This window comes from Lysinibacillus sp. NPDC093197, assembly GCF_044754025.1.
In the GTDB taxonomy this organism is placed as follows: domain Bacteria; phylum Bacillota; class Bacilli; order Bacillales_A; family Planococcaceae; genus Lysinibacillus.
The window spans coordinates 464456-489276 of record NZ_JBIVOH010000001.1 but is presented as its reverse complement, the minus strand read 5'-3'; the positions used below and the strand labels follow the sequence as shown (position 1 = coordinate 489276).

Here is a 24821-nt window from a genome sequence, read left to right as displayed (position 1 = left end):
AGTAAAATTGAGAAAATATATACTATTAATATTAATGAGTGCACTTCTTATGGCGCCTGCAGTAGCCTCTGCGCATACGATGGATAAAAGTATGCTTTATACAGATGTTTCTGCAACTTCAGCGAATATAGAAGAAATCATGGTCCTTCAAAGTATGGGGCTTATTGGTTATAACGGTGTCGACATGGCATTGAACCCATCTGAAAACTTATCCCGTAAAGATTTTGCAGCCTGGATAGGAGCATTTTTCGGTCTTGAAGGTTCAACGGTGGAAGAACTTGCCCAAGCAGCGAAAAATGAAGAATATGTATCTTCTTTAGAAGGAGACATTACATATAAAGAAATTAATACAGCATTATTGCATAATAAATATGAATTTGAAAAACCAGATGCAACGTTGACAAAAGAGGAGTATATTACCTTTTTATCTGAAAACTTAGATATGGATATGGGTGGCCATACTTTACTTCAAATGGGTGGTTTTTCTTATGGCCCAACTGGAACAATTGAAGATGTCGTAACAGGAGATAACATGGGCGTTATCATTGAAGGCAAAACGTATATGCTATCAGGTCATCCTCGTATTTTTGCTGATTCAACAGACCCTGAAAGCTGGATTGGTCAGAACTTAGAAAAATCTATTTTGACGACGAGCGGTGGTCACCATCATGGACATGAAGAAGAACAGTCATCAAATACACCGACATTACAATATATTCAAATTGCTTCGACTACACAACAAACAACCGAAGATACAACAAATAAGTATGAAGGAACTGCAACACCACGTGAAGAGCTGAAAAAGAACGAAGGAAATGACACAACTTCAACAAGCTCAATATGGATTGTTGCAATCATTGCATTAGTTGCAGTAATCATAGCAATTTTCTTCATTAAACGAAAAAAATAATTGAGAGAAAAACCAGTAATAAGCGAATTAATCGCATTATTGCTGGTTTTTATTTTTTAAAATTTACTTTTGAAGCATTAGAAATAGCGGTTAATTCAGTAACTACTTCTTATGAAATTTATAGGCATCCATTAGGCACTTCCAAGTGAATTGTAAATTATTTGTACAAAATTGTATAACAGGAAGTTCAATAGGTATATAAATAGGATGTAAAGGATTGATTAAAGGTAGTGAGCTAAGGAAAATCGTAAAAGATAGGTGGTAAGTGGATGGCAACGCTTGTTGTAAAAAAAAGTTTAATGCACCGTTATCAAAGTATTAACCAAGCGCTAGAGGAAGCTAAAGTAGGTGACTTTATAGAAATAAGAGATGGCATTTACGAAGAAAGTATTGAGGTTTCAAAAAGGTTAACACTTTATGGTAAGGGCGATGTCACGATTAAAGGCGGCGTATTTATTCGCTATCAAACACATGTAGAAATGCGGAATCTTCGTTTTAGTCAGGGACAGGGAATTTATATTAAAGGTGATTTACAGCTTGAAAACTGCGTAATTGAGCAACAAATGGTAAGTACGCAAGTAACAGTTAACTTTGGAAGTCTAATGATGAAAAATGTCGATATTATAGCAAGCCCTTCCAATCAATTTGGACTACGAATTGATAATGGGTCTAGCGTAATGCTTTCGGAGTCTTCGATACAACAACATGCCAAGGCACAAATCATCGTGCAAAATAGTGAAATTTCAATGACAAAATGTTTGTTGTTAGAGGGTGCGACGAATGGAATCTTTGCCATACGGAATGTCAAAATGTCGATAGAGGATTGTGAAATTCACGGACACGAAAAAACACAAATTGTTGCAGCTTCATGCACAATTAATATGATAAATACAGTAATTCATGGAGGAAAAGATCTAGGAATTCAAGTATTTAGTGGTTCTAAATTAACAATGGATCATTGTGAGATAAAACATCATATAGGAACAAATGTAGTTGTCCATGAAAGTGAAATTGTTGCGACAGATAGTATCATTGCAAATGGTCAAAGTAACGGATTTTATATAGGTGAAAAATCAAAAGCTATCATCTATGATTGTCTGTTATTTGAACATGTAAAGCCACAGTTGTTTATTGAAAATAGTAAAGCTGAGGTTCGAAAATGTCATGTGAGAAAAGGTAGTACAACAGGTGTCACTATTTTTAACGAAGCTGATGTCATAATGACGGAATGTGATATACATCACCATACACAATTTCATGTGATTGTAGACGCAAGTGGACTTGTAGCCGATCAATGCATTATACATTCTGGACAGACGGGCGGAATTTATGGCAATGACCATGCGAAGATTACACTGAAAAATTCACACATACAGAATTTTGAAAGCCATCATATTTATATAAATAATGCACGTCTTTTTGCGAATAATTGTACTTTTAAACACATTATAGGTAATGGTATTACATGTATTGATGCAATTGTTGAAGTGGTAGACAGTCAATTTTTGCACTGTCAGCAAAGCCCTTATTCAATTTTTTGGTCTGATAAGTCAATGGGACGCATCCAAAATTGCGCAATCGATGAAACCGAACGAACATTTTTAGCAATGACCAATCAATCCCTCCTTGAAATCGTCAACATAAGTTTACCTCATGTCAAAACAGCAGCAATTGTTCAGGAACAAAGCCAGCTATATATACGTGGGCAATTTAACGACGGCAAATGTCAAAAAGATAGCTCCTCAAAAATCACACGTCCAAATTTACAGCCCGTAACGACTGAAAACATACAGCGGCTCGTTGAGAAGTACAGTACATCCAACATTAGCAAGGGGGAACAATGAAAAAAGTGTAACACAAGTAGTTTCGAAATTTTGAAATTACTTTTTTTATGTGAATACCCAAAAATAGTCCTTCATATAGAGCAATATAGATTATTATAGCTTTCAAAAATACAAAAGAAGAAAACACTTTAATTATTTGGACGGTACGAGTGTAAATACTTGAAGATTACTTTTAATTCATGCAAAATATTGACAAAGATTACTGGATTTCGACATAAAAAAATTTCTTTTTAAAGTGTGAAAAATGTTCCATTGTTATTGCTCAATGGAGTATTATGTTAGAAAACCTTGTTAATTTATTGGAATTGAAGAATAAAGTATTTGTAATATTATATACAATATAATAATGAGTGCATTAATAGAAGAATATGTTATTAGAAAATTTAGTTTTTAGATTGATTAATTCGTGTGTTATATCCTATAATTAGTAAAAATGGTTCATTAATAATAATGCTTGTCTTCTGTACTAGAACTTTGGATAATGTTTTTGGAATAGTGAATTATTTTTGGAATATGAAATGGGGTGAGAAAAGATGTTTGGGCTTTCGAAAGAAGAAATTATGTTGATGCTTAAGAAGGTTGAATTGGCAGATAACCAAAAAAGTGCAATAGCTGATATATTTCATCAAAATAATCTGTTAATTGAGCAACAGCTAGCATTTATTATCCATCTAGTAATAGATGAGCGCGAACGAAATACTTCAAACAATACATATTTAAATTAATGCAGTGTGATTTTGTCGAAGGAATGCAAAAAATGTCCTGACAAATCCATAGAACAATTTGTCAATATTAAGTGAACTCATATATATATTAAGTAATAAAAATCACAGTGGTATAAAACTGTGATTTTTTCTTTTTTAAGAAATGGAAAATATTGAAACTTTTATGATGGATAAACGTAAAAGATATTAAGGAAAACATATATGGGATGGAGATGATAATGAAAACCAATTGCTCTTGCTCATTATGCAAAACGATTATTTTCAATAACAATCGTAAATGTCTGTGTCAAAGCATCAAATTGTACTATTGTTAGATAGAATTAATTTCCTTTTTTAACGTAGAGACACCTATCATTTATATTAAAAATGAATCATTTCTAAGACAATTTCTTTTTAATTCACACGCAAATTCACAAATAAAGGATACTAGTCAAGTCGTTGGAAAACTTTCGTAGTAAAGGAGCTTACTTAGATTGACTATTTTACAAAGACTTATTGAACAGGCGAAGCGTCCAAGAGGGTTGATAGGCTCAGTAATGCTACATATTATGAATGTAGCTCATAGTGGAATAAATAATTGGTTAATCCAGAGTGGTGCAATTCAAAATGGAGATACTGTTTTAGATATTGGATGTGGTGGTGGAAGAACGATCCAAGCATTATCCAAAATCAATCGCAATGGAAAGATTTATGGAATCGACTTTTCTGAACAAGCGATAAGAAATACTATGAAAGTAAATCAGTTAGATGTAGCTAGTGGTAAAGTAATTGTAAAACAGGCAAGTGTTTCTAATATCCCATATCCAGAAGCTTTTTTTGATAAAATAACAGCATGCCAAACACATTATTTTTGGGGAGATTTAGCAAACGATGTTAAAGAAGTATTTAGGGTTTTAAAACAAGGTGGTCAGTTTATTATCATTTCAGAAATATACAAAATCAATTATCATAGGAAGGACTATAAAACCAATATAGAGCTAAGGCAGCTATTCGACAGTGTAGGTTTTCAATCGGTGAGCATACAAGAACATACAAAAAATGGCTGGCTCTATATAGTAGGCACTAAATAACCGAAAAAAATTAAAATGGAGGTTGAATAGATGAAAAGATGTGAATGGGTGAAGTTAGACGAGCCTCTGTATGTAGATTATCATGACAAGGAATGGGGGGTACCAGTTTATGACGATCAACACTTATTTGAGATGCTTTGTCTAGAAGGAGCACAGGCCGGACTTAGCTGGTGGACGATTTTACAAAAAAGAGAGGGCTACCGTGAGGCTTTTGACAAATTTGATGCCTCCAAAATCGTCACATATACAGAAGATAAGTTAGCTGAGCTTAAAGAAGATCAGCGTATCGTTCGCAATAAACTTAAAATAGCCAGTGTCGTAACGAACGCGCAAGCTTTTTTGAAAATACAACAACAACATAAATCATTTTCTGATTACATATGGTCCTTTGTCGATCATCAGCCTATTGTCAACAATTGGGCAACTATAGCTGAAGTACCCGCGACAACAGAGCTAAGTGAACGAATGAGCAAACAGTTAAAAAAAGATGGTTTTAAATTCGTTGGAAGTACAATTTGTTATTCATTTATGCAAGCAGTAGGTATGGTCAATGATCATATTGTTGATTGCGGTTGTCGTCAATGATAATTGCAGAGTGTTAGTAAAAGAAAAAAGCGTGTATCATCGTCCAAGAAGAAAGCGCCTTCAACAACAACTCTAAAGCTGAAGTATGGCACTTGAAAAGTGACTTAAATGAAGGTGTATTGCTCGTCTGCTTTAAAAAAATAACGAAATACAGCTAGACAATTGGTATGTTTTCGTATATAATAAAATTAATAAAAAGATTTCTTGATTTAAAATATTGAATTCACCTATTACAAAAAGTAATCGTGTTTTTCGGTACTTTTTATAATAGGTGAATTTTTTTTTGAAGAAATTGTTTATTAATTTATTTTTTTGGAGGTTTCGTATATGAAACAAGGTACAGTTAAATGGTTTAACGCAGAAAAAGGTTTTGGATTTATCGAAGTTGAAGGTGAAGCAGACGTATTCGCTCACTTCTCAGCGATTCAAGGTGAAGGTTTCAAATCACTTGACGAAGGTCAAAAAGTTGAATTTGAAGTGGAAGACGGTAACCGCGGACCACAAGCTAAAAACATCGTTAAACTTTAATTAATAATTGCAATTGCAAAAGAGGCATCCTTCGGGAGTGCCTCTTTTTTTGTGCTGTAGAAACATCCGCTATACAGAGAAATGTTCATGTAGGATGGTTAATGTTATTTTCATGCCATGTTAAAAGCATCAGCCTGTAAATAATGTAGACGCCAATGTAAGCACCCGATACTAAAAATAATGGATTTAAAAAAATGGCATGGATTGTTGTCATAAATACTGCATTATCCACAATGATTTGGTAGATGGAGGTAGATGCAATGCCTCCAAATACGAGCATAGCAAAAACTGCTAGAACGTTAAACAAAAGGCGTACGATTTTGCTTTTCTTTTGAAGTAAAAGCATTACGAAAGGAACAATTATGCTTGATACTACCAATAACATTTTCAATCAATCACTTCCTTTACCTAATTATGACCACAGACATTTAGACATAAACATTCGCTGTATTAAACATTCCCATTCTATTACATGGAAAACAGCATTTAAGTAATAAGAAGTGTTAAATAATTGATAATGGGGTAATAAAGAATAAGTGAGAGGCGTATAAGGGGTATCACCCGTATAAGTAAAATTAGAAATTTATATGCGAATATAGGATGGCTATGCCTTACAAAACATAGAATGATTTATGTACCAACATGGTAAACATGAGCAATCAACCTGATGATGAGAAAGTAAAGAAATTAAGGGGAGAAATGAAAATAAAAGTTAATCGTTTTTTACACACGAAGAGGAAGGTGTATAAAATGGAGAATAAATCAGTTGTAAAAAGTGGAATAGGGTTTGGCTCAGTTCTAGCCATTACAATTTCATGGAGTGTCAATCATTCAATAATTTGGGCTATTATACACGGTTGTTTTAGTTGGTTATATGTAATTTATTATGCATTAACAAGATAAGGTACGTTTAAACAAATATAAATGACAGACTATGCATATTGTAGCTAATCATATACTTTGCCGTTTTGGCATACATAACTAAGTGTTGCTTTGAACCTAGTGAAACTTCAAGCATCAGTATTAGAAAAAGGGATGATACTATCCATATACGCAACATGAAAATAAATTGGATTATTGTAGAAAGGTTGATAGGATGACACATCAAGTTACTGCTACGAGCAATATTGATTTTTGTGCAACTGGTGTTGATGAAGTATTGCAAAATGTTGCTTATATTTTATCTACATTTGTCATGTCTTACCCAGAAAAAAGGGTGAGAGATAAGAAAAAGGAGATGGAAGTACCCTTTCAAATAGCAAAGAGACGGAATACCGCACGTATTATTGACAGTATCCAACGTTTTGAACCGCGTGCAGTTGTAATCGATGTAGACTATTTAGGAGATGTATTTATAGGAAAGCTAGAACCAATTGTAAAAGTAATAGTAAATGGATAACGGAGCTTTGCAACTGTAATGAAATTAAATGGTCAATGGTTTATATAGAAAGCATCTGCTTGACAATAATGGATAAATTAATGATTGGTTAACGCAGCAGACATTGTCTGAGCAAACTGAAAAGTATTTTAGATTGCAAGCAGATGCTTATTAAGAGTTAGTTGATCGCTAGTTTATGATTACACAGTTGCAATACGTCTAATTGCGTCAATTTTCTCGCAATCGATAATAATTGGTTCGAATGCTGCTCCATTTTCAACAAAATATGCACAGCAATTTCTGTTATCTAATTTTAAAAATACAACTCCAAGGAAGCTACCCCCACCAGATAAATAAACATCAACTGTAGTTCCTAACTCAAAGCATTTTAATAAATGACAAATACAGCCTTTACAGTGATGGTGATCATCTTTGCATTCATCTTTTTCTTCTTTCCAGCAATGTTTCTCTTCTTTACAATCACAATGATGCTGCTTATGTTTCCAGTCATCATATTTATGACAGCATGCTTTCTCCTTATGTTCTTGGTCATGTTTACCACAGCAACATTTCTTTTCAAATGTGCTATAATCCCAATTCATATGTTTGAAATATCTATTATCTTCCATTCTATTATCTCCCTTTTGTTAGTTTGTTGTGTAATGCGAGCGCCAGCGTTACATTTATATACTATGAATTGAAATGCAATTGACTTGGTAAAATGTCCATCAAATAGATTTAAAATTAAATGTTATTTCAAAAAAATAAATTGGTATGTATACCTAAAAGAAACAGATAGTATAAAAAAATAGGTTAGATAACATAGTCTAAAAATAAATGGGTGATAAGTATGCTCCATTAACACAAACTAAAACGAGAACGAAGTATGAAGTTATACCTCTGTAATTAACTTCATATAACTACTACGACCGCTAATTCCTCATATATCAAATTTCTTCTTTAAAAGCGATTTCTTTAAGGTTTCGTATTTTATTGATAAAGGAGAGCTAGAGTGGGTGCATAAAAGACTAAAAAGAGGCCTTTTTTTTATAGTGATTGTTTTGATCGTCTTATTAGCAATTTATATAAAAAATCAAATGCCTTCAACTGTCCAAATTACTCAATATAATTCTTCACAAACAAAAAATGCTGAGGACATAGCACAAAAATTACAAAGTACTCAATTAACAAAAAAAATAATTATGGCGTTACGCGCTGAAGGCTATCAACCTGATAGTACGATTGAATATTTAATTGACTCTTCGGACAATCAAATTATTACTATACATTTACATGATTTAGAGAAATTAGATAGTAGCACAGAAAGTAAAATTCAAAAAATAGTAACTGGTATTGCCGAAAAAAATAACTTTAATTTGTTTATTGTAGATGTTCAACTTACAAATATAGATTGAATTTTTTTGTATATGCAAGAAGGTCTAATCCTAAAAGACAAAATAGATAGTTGTATCTATCTTAATTTGAAAAATATTGTAAAATTATTATAGTTTATACTTCCCTTTATTGGTATATTAAGTATGTTGAAAGAAATATTGGGAGGATTTAGTGATGAAGAAGTTTGTATTAATGGCTGTACTATCTTTAGTAGCAATTATGGCAGCAGCATGTGGAAATGAAGTAAGTAAGAGCGGTAACACCTCTTTACCATCGAGTGAAACAAAGAAGGAAGAATCATCACCTGAAAAAGAATCTGAAATCAAAGACGAAGCTAAAAAGGATGAAATAGAACAAGAAGCAGCTGCTCCGGTTGTAACGGTTAATTATGCTAGAAACTATTTAGAAGATATTCCTAGTCTTACAGAAGAACAATTAACATTGGATAAGCAATCATATAATTTTATTTCAACAAATGCAGATTTGTTCCCTGCATTATCAAAAGATGCAATTCAAAAGACGAAAAAGCTTGCAGATGATAAAATCACTTCCAAGCATTTAAATAAAAATGTAAAGCCGTATTTAGAGCAAATGGTAACTTTTGCAGGCGATATCATTCAGATTCAAGAGGAGACATTAGATGATGGAACACCTGTATCAATCATTCTAATTGAAGATATGGATTTTAATGCTATATTTGCAATTGGTTATCATTCAACAGAATTCCTTGAGGGAGATTTTGTTGAAATTTGGGGGTTACCATTAGGTCCATATAATTATGAAAATATTGATGGTGGCACTACGTTAGCTCAAGCGATCGCAACATCCTATATCGAATAGTAAACAACTGGGCACACTCTTAGAGATGTGCCCATTGTTATGCGAAAGTAAATCAAAACGACCTATGCTATAATCGCTAGGAAAGAGGTGATTATATTGAATATATTAGTTTTTGGGGCTACCGGTCGTGTAGGTAGTCACATTGTTTCATTGGCATTAAAAGAAGGCCATCACGTAATAGCATTAGTTCGTACGCCAAGTAAAATGAACATAACCGATGAAAATTTACATGTTAAGCAAGGGAATGTCTTAAACATTGAAGATATTGCATCTGTTATGGCTAATGCAGATGTTGTCATTAGTGCACTAAATACTGATGGTACAAAAACATTGACAGAAAGTTTACCTCTAATTATACAAGAGATGAAAAAGAGAAATTTATATCGAATCATTACTGTTGGAACAGCAGGAATATTACAAAGCCGTCTAACGCCCAGTTTACTACGATATCAATCCAGTGAATCGAAAAGAAAGACAACAAGAGCAGCCCAAGAACACCACAATGTATTGAAGATATTAGAACAATCTGATATGGAATGGACGATTGTTTGCCCTACATATTTACCCGATGGACATTATACTGGTAATTATCGCGTAGAACGAGATTTCTTACCTGAGGGTGGAACTGAAATCTCAGTAGCTGATACTGCGGAATTTACCTACCAACAAATTCAATGTACAAAATTTGTGAAATCTCGGGTAGGCATAGCTTACTAAAAGAAAAATATGATGTTTTTTAAGCGGCTGTATAAATTTAAAACACACTAGTTTTAACAATAATTTGTTAAAGCTAGTGTGTTTTTTTACAAAATTAGTTGACTAACATTTAAAAAGTTAAATAAAAAAGGCTACCTTCGATAGAAAGTAGCCCCAAAACAGGAGAGTTTTTTGTAAAAGCTGATTATGCTTTACATTACTATTCATATGCTATGGAAGCTATTTTTGACTAGCCGTCCGCCTGAAAACTATAAAAATACAATTATTTTATCCATTATTATATTTTTACTCTAGCAACAGATAAATTAAAGAGTTTTTCCCTGTTGAAAAGGCTTTAATTTATAGAGGAAGTATATCGTTGACAATATGTATACAAATGTATACAATGAAGTTGTTATTAAATGTATACGTTTGTATACACAAGGAGGATATAAAATGAGAAGAGAAGAATTTAAAGAGTATAAAAGAGAAGGACATCATCGTGGTGAGCGATACAGAGGAAAGGATAGTTCTTCGCATCATCGAGGACCGAAAACATTCCGTCGAGGCAGAGCTGTAGCCTTTTTAGAGACAATGAATGTAAAGCGTGCAACGATTAAACAGCAATTAGAACAACCTGAGTATCAATCAATTCAACAAATTTTAGTTGGAGAATTAAAAGCAATGGATATGGTCATTAATGAATTTATCCAATTATTTGAAATTCAAGAAAATGAAACAATGGATATGATTAGTGAAGAGGAAAATATTGAAAATAAAGAATCTATGCCGAATGAGGCGGAAGGTAAAGAGATAAATGAAACAAATTAATCACTATATCGATTCAACTTTTTATCATCAAGATCCACTATTGGAGGATGTTATTTCATCTATTGAAGAAAATGGCATGCCGTCAATCTCAGTTTCACCCTCTTCCGGTAAATTTTTATCAATGCTTGTATCCATCTCCGGTGCAAAAAAAATTTTAGAAATAGGTGCACTTGGAGGATATAGTGGAATATGTCTAGCTAGGGGCTTTGGTAGTGCTGGGAATTTAACTTCCCTTGAATTAGAAGAAAAATATGCAACGTTAGCAGCGAGTAACTTATCTAAAGCAGGATTTAGTCAGCAAGTGAGCTATATGACTGGACCAGCTTTACAAAGTCTTGCAACATTAGCAGAAGATAAAAAACGATTTGACTTTTTCTTTATTGATGCAGATAAAGATAATTATGAAAACTACTTGAACTATTGTCTTTCTCTTGCAGAAGAGGGGGCATTAATCGTTACAGATAACGTACTTGCTGGTGGCAGTGTAGCAGATCCGAGTGCAAAAAATAAACGTTATACAGAAATTATGAAGAAATTTAATGAAACAGTGGCTAATCACCCACAATTAGAATCGATCCTTATTCCAATTGGTGATGGCATCACAATTTCAAAAGTGAAAATAAAAGAATGAGTATAAAAGGAAAAAATGCCTCGAGAGTTAAACTCTCGAGGTATTTTTTCCTTTTAGAAATTAATCGTTGCATCTTTATCTAGATCATGCGCTTTTCAAACAGAAAAAGGCTGTAGCAAAAGTACAATGCTACAGCTTAAAAGAAAAATGTTGTTTAGGGAGATTCATGGCTTTAAATTTATTATGGCACAGTTGTCGTAATTTTATACTTCATATGACAGCTAATAATTCTAATTAAAAAGCATTTTTTTAAGAAATCAACAAATAATAAAGTACTAAATATTTTTCTCTGGGAAGTGAAGATTTTTGAAGAAGTTTATGCTGTTAATCATGCCTATTTGCATTTTGGTGGTATCTGTTTTTTTTGTGAGCAAAAGTTTCTCTGCAGATAAAGGAAGGAAGTATTATGAAGAAGCAGGGCAAATATTATGGGAAATTAAAACGAATGAAAAAATTATAGCGTTGACCTTTGATGATGGTCCTCATAAAAAATACACGCCTGAGATATTAGATATATTAGCTAAATATCAGGCAAAATCAACATTTTTTATCGTAGGAGAAAATGCAGAAAAGAACTCAGAAGTTGTTCAACGAATGTATGAAGATGGGCATGAATTAGCCATTCACACATATACTCATCCGTTAAGAACGACTGTTCCGAATTTACTTAAGGAAATTAAACAAACACACGATACGATCTACGGTATTACTGGATATACGCCGACTTTATTCCGTCCTGTAGAAGGTCAATATACAGATGGAATGATCGAAGCTGTTGCAAAAGAAGGATATAAAGTTGTAATGTGGTCTTGGCATCAAGATACAATGGATTGGAAAAGTCCTGGCGTTAATAAAATTGTAAATACTGTATTAAAAGGAGCTAAAGAAGGAAATATCGTTCTTTTTCATGATGGCGGAGGAGATCGGGGACAAACCGTTAAAGCTTTAGAAAAAATACTACCTGAACTTGAAAAGCAAGGATACAAATTTGTCACGGTATCTGAATTACTTGAAGTGCAAAAGGCAAATAGAAAATTGGACGAAAATAAATAAAAGATATAGTTCCAAAATTGTAAGAACTAAAACGAACACCTCGATTAGTGTCACTATACAAGTGACTACTTTTCGAGGTTTTACTGTTCAAGCGTGATTATTATATATTATAGTAATTAATGGAATAAATAAAAATTTTTTATAGGGAAGAGGGAAAATAAATGAAGCAAGCTTTAGTAGTTATCGATGCTCAACAAGAATTAATTGATGGTAATAACGAAGAACAAGAAGTGTTTAAGAAAGATAGATTAATTGCAAATATTAATTTTGTTATTCAAGAAGCATTAACAGAGAATGCTTTTATTATCTTTGTTAGAGATAAAGATGTTGCAAATGGACAAGGGGCTGGGTTTCAAGTTCATAATGAAATTAACATTCCAACAAATAGAGCAATATTTATAGATAAAAAAGCGACGAATGCTTTTTATCAAACTGACTTGCTTCAATATTTAAAAGATAAGAAAGTGGATCATTTAGTCATTATGGGCTGTAAAACAGAACATTGTATCGATACAGCAGTGAGGGCAGCTACAGTGCTAACGTTCGATGTCACTCTAGTTGCAGATGGTCATTCAACAACTGATTCAAAGTCACTTTCCGCAGAGCAAATTATTGCGCATCACAATGAAACGCTGCACGGTCATTATAATGTTGATAATTTTGCTGTTGTTAGAAACGCCCAAGATTATGTATTCAAACCTAACCACAATCAATATCGTGCAGAGAATTAGGCATTCGAATGTCTAAAAATAAAGAAGAGCACAAAAATGTGCTCTCCAATTACTAACGACGATGTTCTACAAGGTCTATTGCTCCTAACACGATATGTGCTAAACCAAATCCAAAGACTGTGTTTGCAATCATTTTGTTAGAGCCACTTTTTTGCTTTAAGGCATAGCCAGCAGCCGTAACAGCAGAACCTAAAATAGTTGGGATTAAACCTTCTCGAATATTATTCATCAACAATCCCTCCATCGTAGTTAATTGGCGTAATGACACCATTATTACTATTTACGAATATGCATGATGCTATACTTGTCCAATGTTGTTTTAGTGAAAAGCGCATTCGCAAATGAGTAAAGAAATTTTGATAAGCAACCAATGCAATTATAAAGCTACGCATTCATTTCCTTTATCATCTAAAAAAGAACAAATAAAAAGGGTCACTTGGGGGAAGTGACCCTTGGAGTTAATAGGAGTTTAAAACGGTAACACACATTCCATTACTTTACTTTGAATGTCAGTAATTTATGAACGCAGTACCGACAATAATTAAAAGAATAAAGAGAACAACAATTAACGCGAAAGCTGATCCGTTGCCGTTGCCGCCGCCGTAGTAATTGTCACCGGAGTTACAACCACCGCCATAGTTACAGCCACCACCGTAACTACCGCCCATGCTATATCCACCATAAAAATTATTGTTCCAATTACCTGCATTTCCGTAGTATCCCATGAAACATTCCTCCTTCCTTCAATTTATAATATGTTCATTGTAGAAATGCGGAGGGGTATTTATCCCAATTTTCATATTCTGTTTTAGAAATGTTTTTAGTAATACAATAAAATTTGGTATTGAATAGGTAAAAAAAGATTTGCCTAATAAAAAAAGCTGTAGCTCAGAAAGAAGCTACAGCTCAATATTGGTTACCATTTTGGTTTGTCAGTACAAGTATTATAACACACATTTTTATTATGGCATAGAATTGCTATGCAGAGTGGACAACTGTATAGAGTACTCGCCTTCAGTTGTATTGCATATTGTTTTATTCGCAAATAAATGATGTTCATGTAAAGCTTGCGTCTACAATGAAATTACAGCGTTACAATATAAATCGTTGATGGATAAACTGTAAGATCCTAAGCTACGCTAATTCCAAACGCATTGTATGGTTCATATCTTGAAATCCTTGTTTTTCGTATAAAGTAATTGCACCTATATTTTCCGTTAAAACGTTCAACTCCATGTAATCTAACTGCCGATTTTTTGCCCATTTTTTCGCTTCAGATAGCAAAGCGGAACCGATACCTTGATTTTGATAGTGGCTTCCAACAATAATATCTACGATAAATGCGTATTTATGTTCAACTATACATGAATATGGAGGAGTCGTAGTTTCTTGTATTAGCAAGAAGTCAACTGTTCGGTTATCTATATCCGCTATTAAAATATCTGAATCTTTATTATTAATCGTATTCTGTACAAATGTCACATCTTGTTTTGCAGGTTTTATATACTTCGGTTGTAAGTTGGACATTTCAGTAAATAGCTCTTGATATAAGCATTCAATTTCATCAATTTCATTTAATGTAGCGATTTTTATTTGCACTGTAATGCCTCCATTACGTTTATTTTAAGTTATTCTAATATCTTACAATATTAGAAAGTTTTAATATATAGTTTGTGTTTTCTCGTGTAGTAAGTGCTTTAAATATAAAATGAGGGAGGAGAAAACGCTAGTGGATAGAAGCGGAGAGATTTTTACAAGATAGATTACTAATCATAAAATATTTTTTTATGTTCGTTTTTTCTGTATTTTTGTTAACGTTCATCGATTACGTAATTGAATATGCTAGAAATGGAGGCTGTTATTGACGAAATCAAACGATGTACTTTATGAAAAATAAAGTATGTTTTGTGCCTTCAGCTATCACCTGTGTGGGTTTTAAATAATGGGGAAGTAGGTGATATTCTGGAAACAAATACGCTTTGGTCATCGTTGGTAGGTGGTATGACTGCATTAATTGCATATCTAATTGGCGGTGTAGATGAATTGGTAACATCTTTAACAATTTTAATGGCTATCGATTTGACATTAGGAGTAATGGTTGGTTGGATAATAAAAGATATTGATTCTCGTAAAACGTTTAAAGGGCTTTTGAAAAAAACAGCCATGATTTTAATGGTCATAGCAGCTGTGCAATTGGACAATGCTACAGAAAGCGGAGATTTTATGCGAAATGCTATGATTTTATTTTTAATAGGAATGGAAGGCATTAGCATCATCGAAAACTTAGGTAAGTTAGGAATTCGTGTTCCGAAGTTTTTAGCTAATGCTTTTGCACAGTTAAAAAAGGATAACGATGATAAAAAGGATGATGAATAGTAACTGTAAAGTAAAGTTGCGAATCCACAATAATATTAATAAAAAAAGATAACCCACACAGGAAATGATAACAAATTATCAAACAAGACCAGAGCAAAAGAAATAATAGTCAACACCTCTCAGCCTTTGGAAAGAATTAATTTGACACAAACTTAACATGTGGTGAAAATAATTCCTCAAATCAGTGACATTGAGGTTATCTTGACACCATTATGGCAATTTACTTTTAAATAATAGAGTAGTGAAAAATGCATGATGGACAAGTAAATATTGATAAAAATAAAAAAAGAGTCACATCTAACTAGGTGTGGCTTTTTGTAATGCATTTAATGATTATAGAAGAAGGAAAGTTGATGATGTAGAAAATCCGAAAAGGTTATTTATTTAAATCGGGGGACATTGATGACGAAAGAGGAGTTGCCAAAAAACTGCTTTATGATGATGCCCTAATTTTTTACATCAACAAGCCTACTCAAGCTTATAAGGAAGAGGTGGTACTATGCAATTGACTGACGGTTCCTGGATATTTGAAACTGAAGAGATAGATGCAGCTGTTATGAACTTAGAACGAGAAGGTTACGAGAGAGAGATGCTAAATGCATTTGCTCGTTATGCATACTTACGCTATAAGCGAATAAGAGACTATGTGAATCCACGTAAGTGTAAATACATGCTAATTGATAAAGTGCGAGAACAATTAAAGTCACCTGCCAAACTACGAAGAGTTTGTAGCTTAGTAGAAATGACGGAAGAGGAAGTGCAATACATTATTGCATTTGTCAAAAAGCATTTGAAATATGTAAAATAGACAAATTCATTAAATATGCTACAGAATAACAGCTGTGTCCTGTTTAATGGACGCTTACAGTTCATGAAAGAATGGGATTACTAGATTCTAAGTACAAGCGATCGGAGTAAAAGGTAAAAAGAAAGTGAGTAACGACCTTGCATAAGTTGAAATTTTAAATAACCTTTCTACCTATCCAGTGAGCTGTTAAAACTATAGGGAAAAATAAAAGCCCAAAAGGTAAACTAATCAAAATCATTTTCCAAGTAATGATTCCTTGAAAAAACAACGATCTATATAAAAGAACGCTATATGGAATAATAATAATTACTGATGTAACAGTACCAGGGGTAATAGACCGAAAAAAGATTGTTTGCCCAATGTGTGTAAATGCATGGATAAAAAATACTGATGAAACTACGATGAAAAAATAAAGGTTCATCGTTAAGCCATTGTATAAATATAGATTAACAGCAATTGTGGCTCCACTTACAAATAAAAAAACAATGATGACTGCTACAGCAAATTGAGCTGTAGTCATTGAAAATTGTTTTACTATTCGATCAGCTAATTTTGGTGGCAATCGTTTATATAACTTGTTTTTATTGTTATGTAACCATTTTTCAACCATTATAATCTCTTCAAAATCGTGAACAATGAAAAAAATAGGAAATAACCATATTAGTGTTTGAATGTTTAGCCAAAATTCCATATTGTAACTCCACTACTTTCTTGTAAATTTGTTTTAAGAAATTAAATAGGGTCACTGGACCAGAGTGACCCTAACCAACAAATCAGGAGGTGCAAAGCTAAATTAGCTTTACACTACTATTACTATGTCGAAATAGTTATGATAGCTAGCTATTAGCCTGTAAACTAGATAAAAAATAAAAGTTTTTCTTAAAAATATCCTCTTAGCTTCTTCCTAATAAATTCATTCTTTCTAATTAAAATAATTAAAGGATGTTTCCGCTTGTTTTATATAATTAAAAGCCTTTAACAAACTCCATTAATTAAAACTCGAAGCGATATAGTATATGAGTCACTTAAATGAATAAGTATATTTGATAGGAAAATAGTATAATGTAGGTGTTGTATAATAAGCCTATGTTCTTGCAATATTGTCGAACTTAATAATCAAATTTACCATTCATGATTGTCAGAAAATATCAATATAGCATATAATAAATAAAAAATATAAAATAAGAGGTGAACTTATGGGGAAACCAGTAGATTACAATCTATTTCCGGCCTATCAAAACACACTTGATGACAGACTTAATGAGCGTAAAGAAGAATATAAAGAAGAGTTAGAAAAAGCGAAAATCGGTGGATATCTTCTAGACTTTGAAAAAATATCTGAAGTAGTACCGCAATAAATAGAAAGCATCTCACTTTGAGTGAGGTGCTTTATTTATTTGAACAAACGTGGGAAATCACTGTTTCGTATTCAACAGCTATTCCTTTCATTTATTGTTTCCAATATTAAAAATTTCATATAAATCATCTAGAAATTTCTCCAGATGAAAACTACGAGAGTTACCTTCTATTACTATGGGTATAATAACGAATAATCCTAAAATAAATATATAAGCTAAAATTACTTTAAATAATTTTGCATTATGTTCATTATAAACTGGTGCTTCTTCAACATCAGATGCTCTTTCTGTCACAAAAGTTGAATTTTGATAAACAATCTCTTCATTTACCTCTTCGTTAATTGTATTGCAATACTCACATTTATATAGAATTAAACCATCTTCAATTATTTTTTTAAAAGAGTTATTTGCCAAGCAATTTGGGCAATTGCGCAATCTTAATACACACCTTCCTATTAACATCTATTTACTATTTTAGGTAAGATAACATTAAATGTACATATTAATATGACATTACCATATTTGAGTGACAGAATTTTTGCAAATTAACGATTTAGAAGGAAGACTTGGCTGTTGTTATTTAAAGAAGTTAATACTTAGTGAATTTCGATTATGCACTACAAAATAAAATAATTAATGTAAATATAAAGCTATTGTTATAGAATGGTAAAAATACTATTTTCGAAAGTAGCGTGAAGAAATGTTTCCAATATTAAATACTGATCGTTTAGTGTTAAGAGAATTGACAGATAAAGATGCGCAAGCGATATTAAACTGCTTCTCTAATCCAGACGTTTTACGCCATTATGGACAAAAGCCATTAACAAGCATAGAACAAGTGAATCAGATCATCCAAAATTTCGCTAATAATTTCAAGGAAAAACGAGGCATTAAATGGGGTATTGAAGTGCAAGGGCAAGAGGGGATTATCGGAACTATTGGCTTTCAAGAGTGGTCGACAGAGCATAAAAAAGCGGATATTAGTTACGCACTATTTCCCGAAAGTTGGGGGAAGGGCTATGCCAAGGAAGCTGTAGATAAAGTTATTTCATATGGTTTTCAAGAGATGGATTTAATGCGTATCGGAGCCATAGTGTTTACTGAAAATGATGCATCCAACAAGCTATTAGAAAAATTAGGGTTTGAAAAAGAAGGGGTTTTAAGAAACTTTATGCATCAAAATGATATGCCATATGATACGAATATTTATTCTTTAATTAAGTAAATACTATTATAAAATTCAATGTAACGACCAGCGAAGTGAATATAGCGAGCTGGTCTTTTATTATTTTGTTATTTTTTTTATTAAGGAACTATCAAAAATCTGAAAATTTAGTTAACTGTATTGTTTTTTTTATTTTGATAGTATATAATGTTCGCAAAAAAAATAAAGAAAGGAAACGTAGTTTATGTGTAAGAAAAAGGTAAAAAATTTGTCCGCAGGGTTAGTTCTGGTCAGTGCTTTAACGTTTTCAGCAGTAGTTCCTGTTTCTGCTGCTACAATTAGAAGCTACGTATAGCGGAAACTTTGTAACAGCTTGGGAACGGTATGCTACAGGATCGGATGGGTTATCTGCCATAACGTATGGTTATAACACACGGTTTATTAATGAAGATTATGTTTGGGCAAACCATGCGTCGAATGAGCATTATGCGTCTTTATTTAATGGTGAATGGCATACAGGTTCAAGTCAACCTGCTTCAAGACTATCAAAAGTAGAAGTACGTCATAGAGATAGTGATACTTATATATATCGTTGTAATTGGTAATCTAGTTTGACTACTAAAGCGGGTTAACACTAGGTTAACTCGCTTTTGCTGTCTATAAGTAATCTATTCCATAACAGGGTGATTGCGGTGAAAAAAGCAAAGTATATTTTTAGTTTAATACTATTTAGTATAGGGTTCACTTTTATCGGAGAGACATACGTATGGCATTTAGTTAGCTTTGAAACGAAATATGATTACGTTACGATGTATAAAAATGGAGTAATGTCTATCCATATTCCTCAAGAAGAGATGTTAAAGGATATTACAACAGCAGCTAAGGAAGAAAATTTAGAGGTTTTTGTGGTGGATAGAAAAATTTCCACTGTTTATTCTGAAAATATAAATATATATGCGACAGAAGGAACCGCAAATTATTTAAAGGAAAGTTCTTCAGTACAACCTGGTCATTATCAAAGCATCTTTTTAGGGGATATCCAATTTGAGGTATTACCAATCGCCACTATTCCAGATGTCAATAAGTTTGAAAAATATTATTTGATTGGGGATAAAGAAAACCAGATTCGTTTTAAGCAAAAACTGATTGATAAGTATGCAGGAAAGTTTCCACAGGAGGGATATAGTGCCTTTAATAGTGCCTTCAATATTAGCATTACTTGGGTTATTATATTAGGTCTTTTACTTTTAATAACTTTCTACGAAGTGGCTCAAATGAGGAAAGAAGTAGCGTTAAGAGTTATTTCTGGAGAAAGATTGCAACATATTATTTTTCGAAATGTTATCGCAGATACACTGTTTTTTATTTGTACATATTTAGTGCTAATACTATTATTTTTACAGTTTACAAATGCAAATTATCATTTTAGTATTTCCCTTTTAATGTTTGCGGTTTTTGTTGTATTCAACGTATGTACCTTTTTCACACTTTTTTTAGGTGATTATAAAAAAGATATGAAATCAAAAGATAGTGTCAAAAAAGTTTTGCAGTTAAGTTATGTATACAAAATTATTACTATTTGTATAACGGTGATACTGGCTGCGGGATGTCTAACGCTAATTGATGAAGGGCTAAAATTTTATAAACAAAAATCCTTTTTTGAAAATGCTAAAGATTATTCTTATGTAAATATAAATGTTGAAGACGGTGAAGTGACACAACAATTAAGGTTTGATTTTTATAAAGAGAATCTTGCAATGAATAACACCCTTTCTTTAGTAGATTTACACACTAGAGACTTAGGTTCTCCATATGTTTTTGCTGATAGCGGTACGCTTGAATATTTACATAATAAAATAAGCGAATTAAATACTGCTTCGCTCGAACAAAAAGTGTATTTTTTAGTTCCAGAAAAATATAATTCTAAAAGTGTTCAAACGGAAATAATAAAAATATGGGAAACGTACTATCCACACCCTTATGAATTTAATATTATTGCCTATAAAAAACAACTAGATATTATAGCAATAGATAAAGGTTTTAATATTAGTAGTAAAATAGTGAAGAATCCAATCATTTTATTCAACAATATGGATACAAATGCGCTTAACCCTTACTGGAATGTTTTTATATTTGGAACATCCATGTATAAAATTCAGGACTACGAGTGGGAACAATTTATTGAAAACAACCATTTAAGTCTTTCTAAGGCAAATAATTTCAAGACAAATGTTTATGAGCATTATATTCATCAATGGAATATTTATAAAAAAGGGATAGTTATAGGTTGCGTTTTACTCATTATTTTATTAATTTTAGAAGCCATCATTATTAAAACCATTTTAAACTACGAATATAGTATCAATGCAGTTGAAATTGCATTGAAAAAAATAATGGGTTATGGCTTATTTGAAAGATATAAAAAATTATTTTTAACAACCATTATTTTTGGCGGTATTGCAGGAAAGGCTGCTTTTATAATTGGGCATTTCCTTGAGTGGAGTTCGAAACTATACTTAATCACTGGTGGGTTTTCAGTTGTGTTATTAGAACTTTGCTTTGTTTTCTATTATATACGAATAACAGAAAATAGAAGCATACAATCAATTCTTAAAGGTGGATCCGTTAAATGATCGAAATCAAGAATTTAAGTAAATCTTTTGGAAATCGAGAATTATTTAAAGATTTTAGTTTAACTATTCAAGATGGAGAGTTTATTGTATTTTCAGGGCCAAGTGGATGTGGTAAAACAACACTTTTAAATATGATTGGTGCGATTGAACAGATAGATAGTGGCAAAATTTTAGTTGATAAGATGGATATTAGTCAAAAAAAAAATCAATTAAATTATTTTGGCCATAAGGTGGGATTTCTTTTTCAGAACTTCGCTTTAATCGAAGATAAAACCGTAAGCTATAATTTGAAAATGATTAAACAAAAAAATCGTTCAAGTATTAGTCTTGAAGAAGCGTTAAACTCTGTAGGGTTATTAAATAAACTAAATGATAAGATTTATACGCTATCTGGTGGGGAGCAGCAAAGAATTGCACTAGCACGGTTAATGATAAAAAAATGCGATATTATTTTGGCAGATGAACCGACAGGCTCATTAGATAAAGCAAATGCGGATGTAGTATTAAATATATTAAAAAATATGAATGAAGATGGAAAGACGATTATTTTAGTTACGCACGATGAAGACATTAAAAAAAGAGGAGAGCGGATTGTTGAAATATGAGAAAAAAGAAAAAAATAATCATTGTTTTAGCAACTATACTTTCTATGTTTATTGTCTACAATCTATTGTGGTATGCCTGGATGAATGTTAAGTATTCTAAATATACAGGAGACTTAGACGAATTTATACCCAATCGTAGTTATATATTATCGCAAAATGCTTATCTTTATAATGTGAAATTGCCAGATTATTTATCGTTAGTGGGTAATTTAGCTGTTTCAACAGATGATAATAAATATGCATTAATCATATGGCCATCATTCATAGGAGACAATAAATATGGTATTCAAATTACAGATGAAAATAAGCAAACTTACTCTATTATGATTAATAGGGATCTGAGCGTTATCGATGATGTTCATGAAGAAATAATTGACAATAACAAAGAACAGGTTGAAACATTATTTAAGAAAGCGCAAGATATGTGGGGGGAAATATAATTTATATAAGATTAGGGGATGGCTTTGCTAGTAGCAGAACAAGGTTACATAAACTTACAGAGACTGAGCGCTTCAAAATAATAGTAAAACTCGCATTTTGATTATTTGATGGCAAAATGCGAGTTTTTCTTTGTAGGATCATAAAGCCATTTTTTAGCAACATTGTAGTAGGAAAAGTTTAGCTTATGCATTATTTATTTTTTAAGGAAAATTATACATGTATATCTAGTAGGGATTTTTAATTTACTATATAATTTCCTTAAATCTCATTTTAAAATGACAGAAGGGGAAGTATGATGCAAATAGAAGAGCTCAAAGTGAGAATAAAAAGTGAACCATCTACATTTATTTCTTATTTGGAAAAACTAATTAAAACAAACAAATTTGATGATGGTGAAGTGTTGGAAATTGCAATACTAATCATTAAATACGGTTCTGATAAATTGTCAGATGAACAATGGGCTATCTTTCTAGGAAATGGTATATTATGTGATAAATATATTGATCAATGTGATAGCTGTTCTGAACAAATGCCATGGTCAAATATGTATAGTGCTATTTTTATTAATCAAGATTATCTTTGTGCTAACTGTCGATACATGGAAAATAAAATTAAAGTCTAATATATAATCCTTTAATAGTGTTAGTTGTACCCTTCGATGAGAACCCAAGTAGCAATTGAACTCGGAAGAAGGGCATGATGTTTGTTGTTTTCATATTACCTATTCAAATCCTACTTGGATTAATTAATCAAGATTTTAGCAATTTTATACGACTTTTATGCCTAACAATGAAGCAAACCCAACTGCTTGTTCAGAGGATACTTCACAACCTTTCAAACTTTCCAATGTAACATTTAACCTTTCAAATCTACACGTGCTAATATCAATTCCTTTTAATGATGTTTGAGAAAAATCAACATCATTGAGATCACATTGATTAAACAAGACCTTATTAAATTTGCATTCAAAATAATTGGCACCTTGTAGAGTTGAATTATTAAAAGTAACCTGTTTTAAACGAGTATCTGAAAAGTCACATAAATTTGCTATGCAATTTTCAAAAGATACATTTCCTACATTAGCTTCTGCTAAATTCAAACCTAATAATTTACAGTTTTCAAATTTGACTCTGTGAATTAGTCCTTCACTAAAGCTCGCATTCGATAAATCACAGCTTTCAAAAATGACATCGGTCAAATCAATTTTTCTAAAAGTTACATCTATGAATCTTACATTTTTAAAGAGAACTTTTGAAAGTATAAGTCTTTCAATACACTCATTATCAATGACGGTGTTAGAGATTACACAATTCGATAAGAACGGATCTTCTTCATAAAAAATATCTTGAAAATTTGCTTTTTCTAAAGTTAAAGGTAATTTTGGTGATTCCATTTTAAATGTTTTTGCCACAATAGCACACCTTTCAAATGTAATTATTTATATAGAATAATAAAAAATACATTATTATATAAGACTTTATTTTTTAGTGATTGTGTGGACAAGAAAATCTGTCATCCTAGATTTGTTCAAGAGATACAATGAAGGGGGTTATATTGAATGATTCAGAATAGGAAGAGTGTGCGTTCATTTACAATAAAAGGGTGATGATTATGAATTCCAATTTTAACTTTACTAACTTTCCAATGTTTGAAACAGAACGGTTTATTTTACGCCAAGCGCTAGAAAATGATTGTCATGATCTTTTTGATTTGTATTCAGATGAGCAAGTGACTAGATATACTCCGCTAACACCATTTAAGTCTATTGATGATGCGAAGAATGAGTTGAATTGGTACGATAAGATTTTACGAGAACAGACTGGTTTTAGATGGATAATTGAAGATGTGGAGTCTAAAAAAGTAATTGGTACTTGTGGATTTTTGAATTATGAAAGAGAACATAATCGTATTGAAATCGGCTATGATTTAGATCCTAGCTATTGGGGGAAGGGCGTAATGAAAGAGGCGTTAAGTTGTATTATTTCTTTTGCCTTTTTGACGATGAAAATTAATAAAATTGAAGCGAAAGTTGAACCAGAAAATCAATCATCAATTAGATTGTTAGAAAAATTAAATTTTTATAAAGAAGGTGTTTTAAGACAACATGAATTTGAGAATGGAAAATATGTTGACCTTGCGATTTTTTCTATATTAAGAAGGGAATATCAATAATTTTTTTATAAAGTTATGTGTAATCCAAAGTATATCTTTACAGTGA

General features: G+C 32.0%; 32 protein-coding genes. 24 read left to right on the top strand and 8 right to left on the bottom strand.

From position 1 onward, the window contains the following. Window positions 1-7: 7 nt before the first annotated feature. From ACIP9G_RS02540 to ACIP9G_RS02515, 6 genes are all read left to right on the top strand, one after another. Window positions 8-910: a hypothetical protein gene (locus ACIP9G_RS02540; RefSeq protein WP_401017149.1), complete on the top strand. Its 903-nt coding sequence runs from the start codon at window positions 8-10 to the stop codon at window positions 908-910. A gap of 269 nt (window positions 911-1179) precedes the next feature. Beyond that, a complete protein-coding gene (locus ACIP9G_RS02535; protein WP_401017147.1) occupies window positions 1180-2754 on the top strand; it encodes a right-handed parallel beta-helix repeat-containing protein in 1575 nt (524 codons plus the stop codon). Between the two features lie 533 nt (window positions 2755-3287). Beyond that, complete coding sequence (locus ACIP9G_RS02530; protein ID WP_340824153.1) at window positions 3288-3479, top strand: hypothetical protein; 192 nt, start codon at window positions 3288-3290, stop codon at window positions 3477-3479. A 473-nt stretch (window positions 3480-3952) separates the two neighbouring features. Next, window positions 3953-4549 (top strand): class I SAM-dependent methyltransferase, encoded by a 597-nt coding sequence (locus ACIP9G_RS02525; protein ID WP_401017145.1) that lies wholly within the window; start codon window positions 3953-3955, stop codon window positions 4547-4549. Window positions 4550-4579: 30 nt separating this feature from the next. Beyond that, the gene (locus ACIP9G_RS02520; protein ID WP_401017143.1) at window positions 4580-5134 is read left to right on the top strand and encodes a DNA-3-methyladenine glycosylase I; all 555 of its coding nucleotides are present in this window, start codon (window positions 4580-4582) and stop codon (window positions 5132-5134) included. 327 nt (window positions 5135-5461) lie between these two features. After that, window positions 5462-5662, top strand: a complete 201-nt coding sequence (locus ACIP9G_RS02515) for a cold-shock protein (RefSeq protein ID WP_024360941.1) — start codon at window positions 5462-5464, stop codon at window positions 5660-5662. Between the two features lie 85 nt (window positions 5663-5747). On the opposite strand, the gene ACIP9G_RS02510 is transcribed toward ACIP9G_RS02515, so the two are convergent. After that, window positions 5748-6047: a transposase gene (locus ACIP9G_RS02510; RefSeq protein ID WP_401018146.1), complete on the bottom strand. Its 300-nt coding sequence runs from the start codon at window positions 6045-6047 to the stop codon at window positions 5748-5750. A gap of 711 nt (window positions 6048-6758) precedes the next feature. Here ACIP9G_RS02510 and ACIP9G_RS02505 point away from each other — a divergent pair. Further along, complete coding sequence (locus tag ACIP9G_RS02505) at window positions 6759-7061, top strand: hypothetical protein (protein ID WP_340824160.1); 303 nt, start codon at window positions 6759-6761, stop codon at window positions 7059-7061. 179 nt (window positions 7062-7240) lie between these two features. Here ACIP9G_RS02505 and ACIP9G_RS02500 read toward each other — a convergent pair whose 3' ends face one another. Then, on the bottom strand, window positions 7241-7669 hold the full coding sequence (locus tag ACIP9G_RS02500) for a hypothetical protein (protein ID WP_401017141.1): 429 nt from the start codon (window positions 7667-7669) through the stop codon (window positions 7241-7243). Between the two features lie 387 nt (window positions 7670-8056). Between ACIP9G_RS02500 and ACIP9G_RS02495 the strand changes: the two genes are divergently transcribed. The 7 genes from ACIP9G_RS02495 to ACIP9G_RS02465 all read left to right on the top strand — a co-directional run bounded on the left by ACIP9G_RS02495 (window position 8057) and on the right by ACIP9G_RS02465 (window position 13217). Beyond that, the gene (locus tag ACIP9G_RS02495) at window positions 8057-8455 is read left to right on the top strand and encodes a hypothetical protein (protein ID WP_401017139.1); all 399 of its coding nucleotides are present in this window, start codon (window positions 8057-8059) and stop codon (window positions 8453-8455) included. A gap of 154 nt (window positions 8456-8609) precedes the next feature. Then, the gene (locus tag ACIP9G_RS02490; protein WP_401017137.1) at window positions 8610-9275 is read left to right on the top strand and encodes a hypothetical protein; all 666 of its coding nucleotides are present in this window, start codon (window positions 8610-8612) and stop codon (window positions 9273-9275) included. Between the two features lie 96 nt (window positions 9276-9371). Next, the gene (locus ACIP9G_RS02485) at window positions 9372-9992 is read left to right on the top strand and encodes an NAD(P)-dependent oxidoreductase (RefSeq protein WP_401017136.1); all 621 of its coding nucleotides are present in this window, start codon (window positions 9372-9374) and stop codon (window positions 9990-9992) included. 435 nt (window positions 9993-10427) lie between these two features. After that, the gene (locus ACIP9G_RS02480; RefSeq protein ID WP_401017135.1) at window positions 10428-10802 is read left to right on the top strand and encodes a hypothetical protein; all 375 of its coding nucleotides are present in this window, start codon (window positions 10428-10430) and stop codon (window positions 10800-10802) included. Next, the gene (locus tag ACIP9G_RS02475; protein WP_401017133.1) at window positions 10789-11433 is read left to right on the top strand and encodes an O-methyltransferase; all 645 of its coding nucleotides are present in this window, start codon (window positions 10789-10791) and stop codon (window positions 11431-11433) included. Before ACIP9G_RS02480 ends, ACIP9G_RS02475 begins: the two co-directional genes overlap by 14 nt. Before the next feature lie 306 nt (window positions 11434-11739). Continuing rightward, complete coding sequence (locus tag ACIP9G_RS02470) at window positions 11740-12486, top strand: polysaccharide deacetylase family protein (RefSeq protein WP_401017132.1); 747 nt, start codon at window positions 11740-11742, stop codon at window positions 12484-12486. Window positions 12487-12647: 161 nt separating this feature from the next. Next, on the top strand, window positions 12648-13217 hold the full coding sequence (locus ACIP9G_RS02465) for a cysteine hydrolase family protein (RefSeq protein WP_401017130.1): 570 nt from the start codon (window positions 12648-12650) through the stop codon (window positions 13215-13217). A 52-nt stretch (window positions 13218-13269) separates the two neighbouring features. Here ACIP9G_RS02465 and ACIP9G_RS02460 read toward each other — a convergent pair whose 3' ends face one another. From ACIP9G_RS02460 to ACIP9G_RS02450, 3 genes are all read right to left on the bottom strand, one after another. Continuing rightward, the gene (locus ACIP9G_RS02460) at window positions 13270-13446 is read right to left on the bottom strand and encodes an asparagine synthase (RefSeq protein WP_172771828.1); all 177 of its coding nucleotides are present in this window, start codon (window positions 13444-13446) and stop codon (window positions 13270-13272) included. 280 nt (window positions 13447-13726) lie between these two features. Next, complete coding sequence (locus ACIP9G_RS02455) at window positions 13727-13942, bottom strand: YjcZ family sporulation protein (protein ID WP_340824169.1); 216 nt, start codon at window positions 13940-13942, stop codon at window positions 13727-13729. 409 nt (window positions 13943-14351) lie between these two features. Then, entirely contained in the window at window positions 14352-14816 is a 465-nt protein-coding gene (locus ACIP9G_RS02450) for a GNAT family N-acetyltransferase (protein WP_401017128.1), read from the bottom strand. Window positions 14817-15218: 402 nt separating this feature from the next. On the opposite strand from ACIP9G_RS02450, the gene ACIP9G_RS02445 reads away from it, so the two are divergent. Both ACIP9G_RS02445 and ACIP9G_RS02440 read left to right on the top strand, forming a co-directional pair. Further along, the gene (locus tag ACIP9G_RS02445; RefSeq protein WP_340824171.1) at window positions 15219-15593 is read left to right on the top strand and encodes a phage holin family protein; all 375 of its coding nucleotides are present in this window, start codon (window positions 15219-15221) and stop codon (window positions 15591-15593) included. A 499-nt stretch (window positions 15594-16092) separates the two neighbouring features. Continuing rightward, complete coding sequence (locus ACIP9G_RS02440; protein ID WP_340824172.1) at window positions 16093-16401, top strand: hypothetical protein; 309 nt, start codon at window positions 16093-16095, stop codon at window positions 16399-16401. 154 nt (window positions 16402-16555) lie between these two features. Here the strand turns inward: ACIP9G_RS02440 and ACIP9G_RS02435 are convergent, their stop codons facing one another. After that, complete coding sequence (locus tag ACIP9G_RS02435) at window positions 16556-17092, bottom strand: HXXEE domain-containing protein (protein ID WP_401017126.1); 537 nt, start codon at window positions 17090-17092, stop codon at window positions 16556-16558. A 505-nt stretch (window positions 17093-17597) separates the two neighbouring features. Between ACIP9G_RS02435 and ACIP9G_RS02430 the strand changes: the two genes are divergently transcribed. After that, window positions 17598-17759 (top strand): hypothetical protein, encoded by a 162-nt coding sequence (locus ACIP9G_RS02430; RefSeq protein ID WP_340824175.1) that lies wholly within the window; start codon window positions 17598-17600, stop codon window positions 17757-17759. Between the two features lie 87 nt (window positions 17760-17846). Here the strand turns inward: ACIP9G_RS02430 and ACIP9G_RS02425 are convergent, their stop codons facing one another. Next, window positions 17847-18194 carry a hypothetical protein gene (locus tag ACIP9G_RS02425; protein WP_401017124.1) on the bottom strand — a complete coding sequence of 116 codons (348 nt, stop codon included), beginning with the start codon at window positions 18192-18194 and terminating at the stop codon, window positions 17847-17849. Window positions 18195-18459: 265 nt separating this feature from the next. Between ACIP9G_RS02425 and ACIP9G_RS02420 the strand changes: the two genes are divergently transcribed. The 6 genes from ACIP9G_RS02420 to ACIP9G_RS02400 all read left to right on the top strand — a co-directional run bounded on the left by ACIP9G_RS02420 (window position 18460) and on the right by ACIP9G_RS02400 (window position 23225). Next, complete coding sequence (locus tag ACIP9G_RS02420) at window positions 18460-18984, top strand: GNAT family N-acetyltransferase (RefSeq protein ID WP_401017122.1); 525 nt, start codon at window positions 18460-18462, stop codon at window positions 18982-18984. A 260-nt stretch (window positions 18985-19244) separates the two neighbouring features. Beyond that, entirely contained in the window at window positions 19245-19529 is a 285-nt protein-coding gene (locus tag ACIP9G_RS22690; protein ID WP_483869661.1) for a mediterrocin family bacteriocin, read from the top strand. An 87-nt stretch (window positions 19530-19616) separates the two neighbouring features. Continuing rightward, complete coding sequence (locus tag ACIP9G_RS02415) at window positions 19617-21557, top strand: hypothetical protein (protein WP_401017120.1); 1941 nt, start codon at window positions 19617-19619, stop codon at window positions 21555-21557. Then, window positions 21554-22162 (top strand): ATP-binding cassette domain-containing protein, encoded by a 609-nt coding sequence (locus tag ACIP9G_RS02410; protein WP_401017118.1) that lies wholly within the window; start codon window positions 21554-21556, stop codon window positions 22160-22162. Before ACIP9G_RS02415 ends, ACIP9G_RS02410 begins: the two co-directional genes overlap by 4 nt. Further along, on the top strand, window positions 22159-22602 hold the full coding sequence (locus tag ACIP9G_RS02405) for a hypothetical protein (RefSeq protein ID WP_340824184.1): 444 nt from the start codon (window positions 22159-22161) through the stop codon (window positions 22600-22602). Before ACIP9G_RS02410 ends, ACIP9G_RS02405 begins: the two co-directional genes overlap by 4 nt. Before the next feature lie 293 nt (window positions 22603-22895). After that, complete coding sequence (locus tag ACIP9G_RS02400; protein ID WP_340824185.1) at window positions 22896-23225, top strand: hypothetical protein; 330 nt, start codon at window positions 22896-22898, stop codon at window positions 23223-23225. 144 nt (window positions 23226-23369) lie between these two features. Here ACIP9G_RS02400 and ACIP9G_RS02395 read toward each other — a convergent pair whose 3' ends face one another. After that, complete coding sequence (locus ACIP9G_RS02395) at window positions 23370-24014, bottom strand: pentapeptide repeat-containing protein (protein ID WP_401017115.1); 645 nt, start codon at window positions 24012-24014, stop codon at window positions 23370-23372. A 200-nt stretch (window positions 24015-24214) separates the two neighbouring features. Here ACIP9G_RS02395 and ACIP9G_RS02390 point away from each other — a divergent pair, with 200 nt between their 5' ends. Beyond that, a complete protein-coding gene (locus tag ACIP9G_RS02390; protein WP_401017113.1) occupies window positions 24215-24775 on the top strand; it encodes a GNAT family N-acetyltransferase in 561 nt (186 codons plus the stop codon). Window positions 24776-24821: the final 46 nt, after the last annotated feature.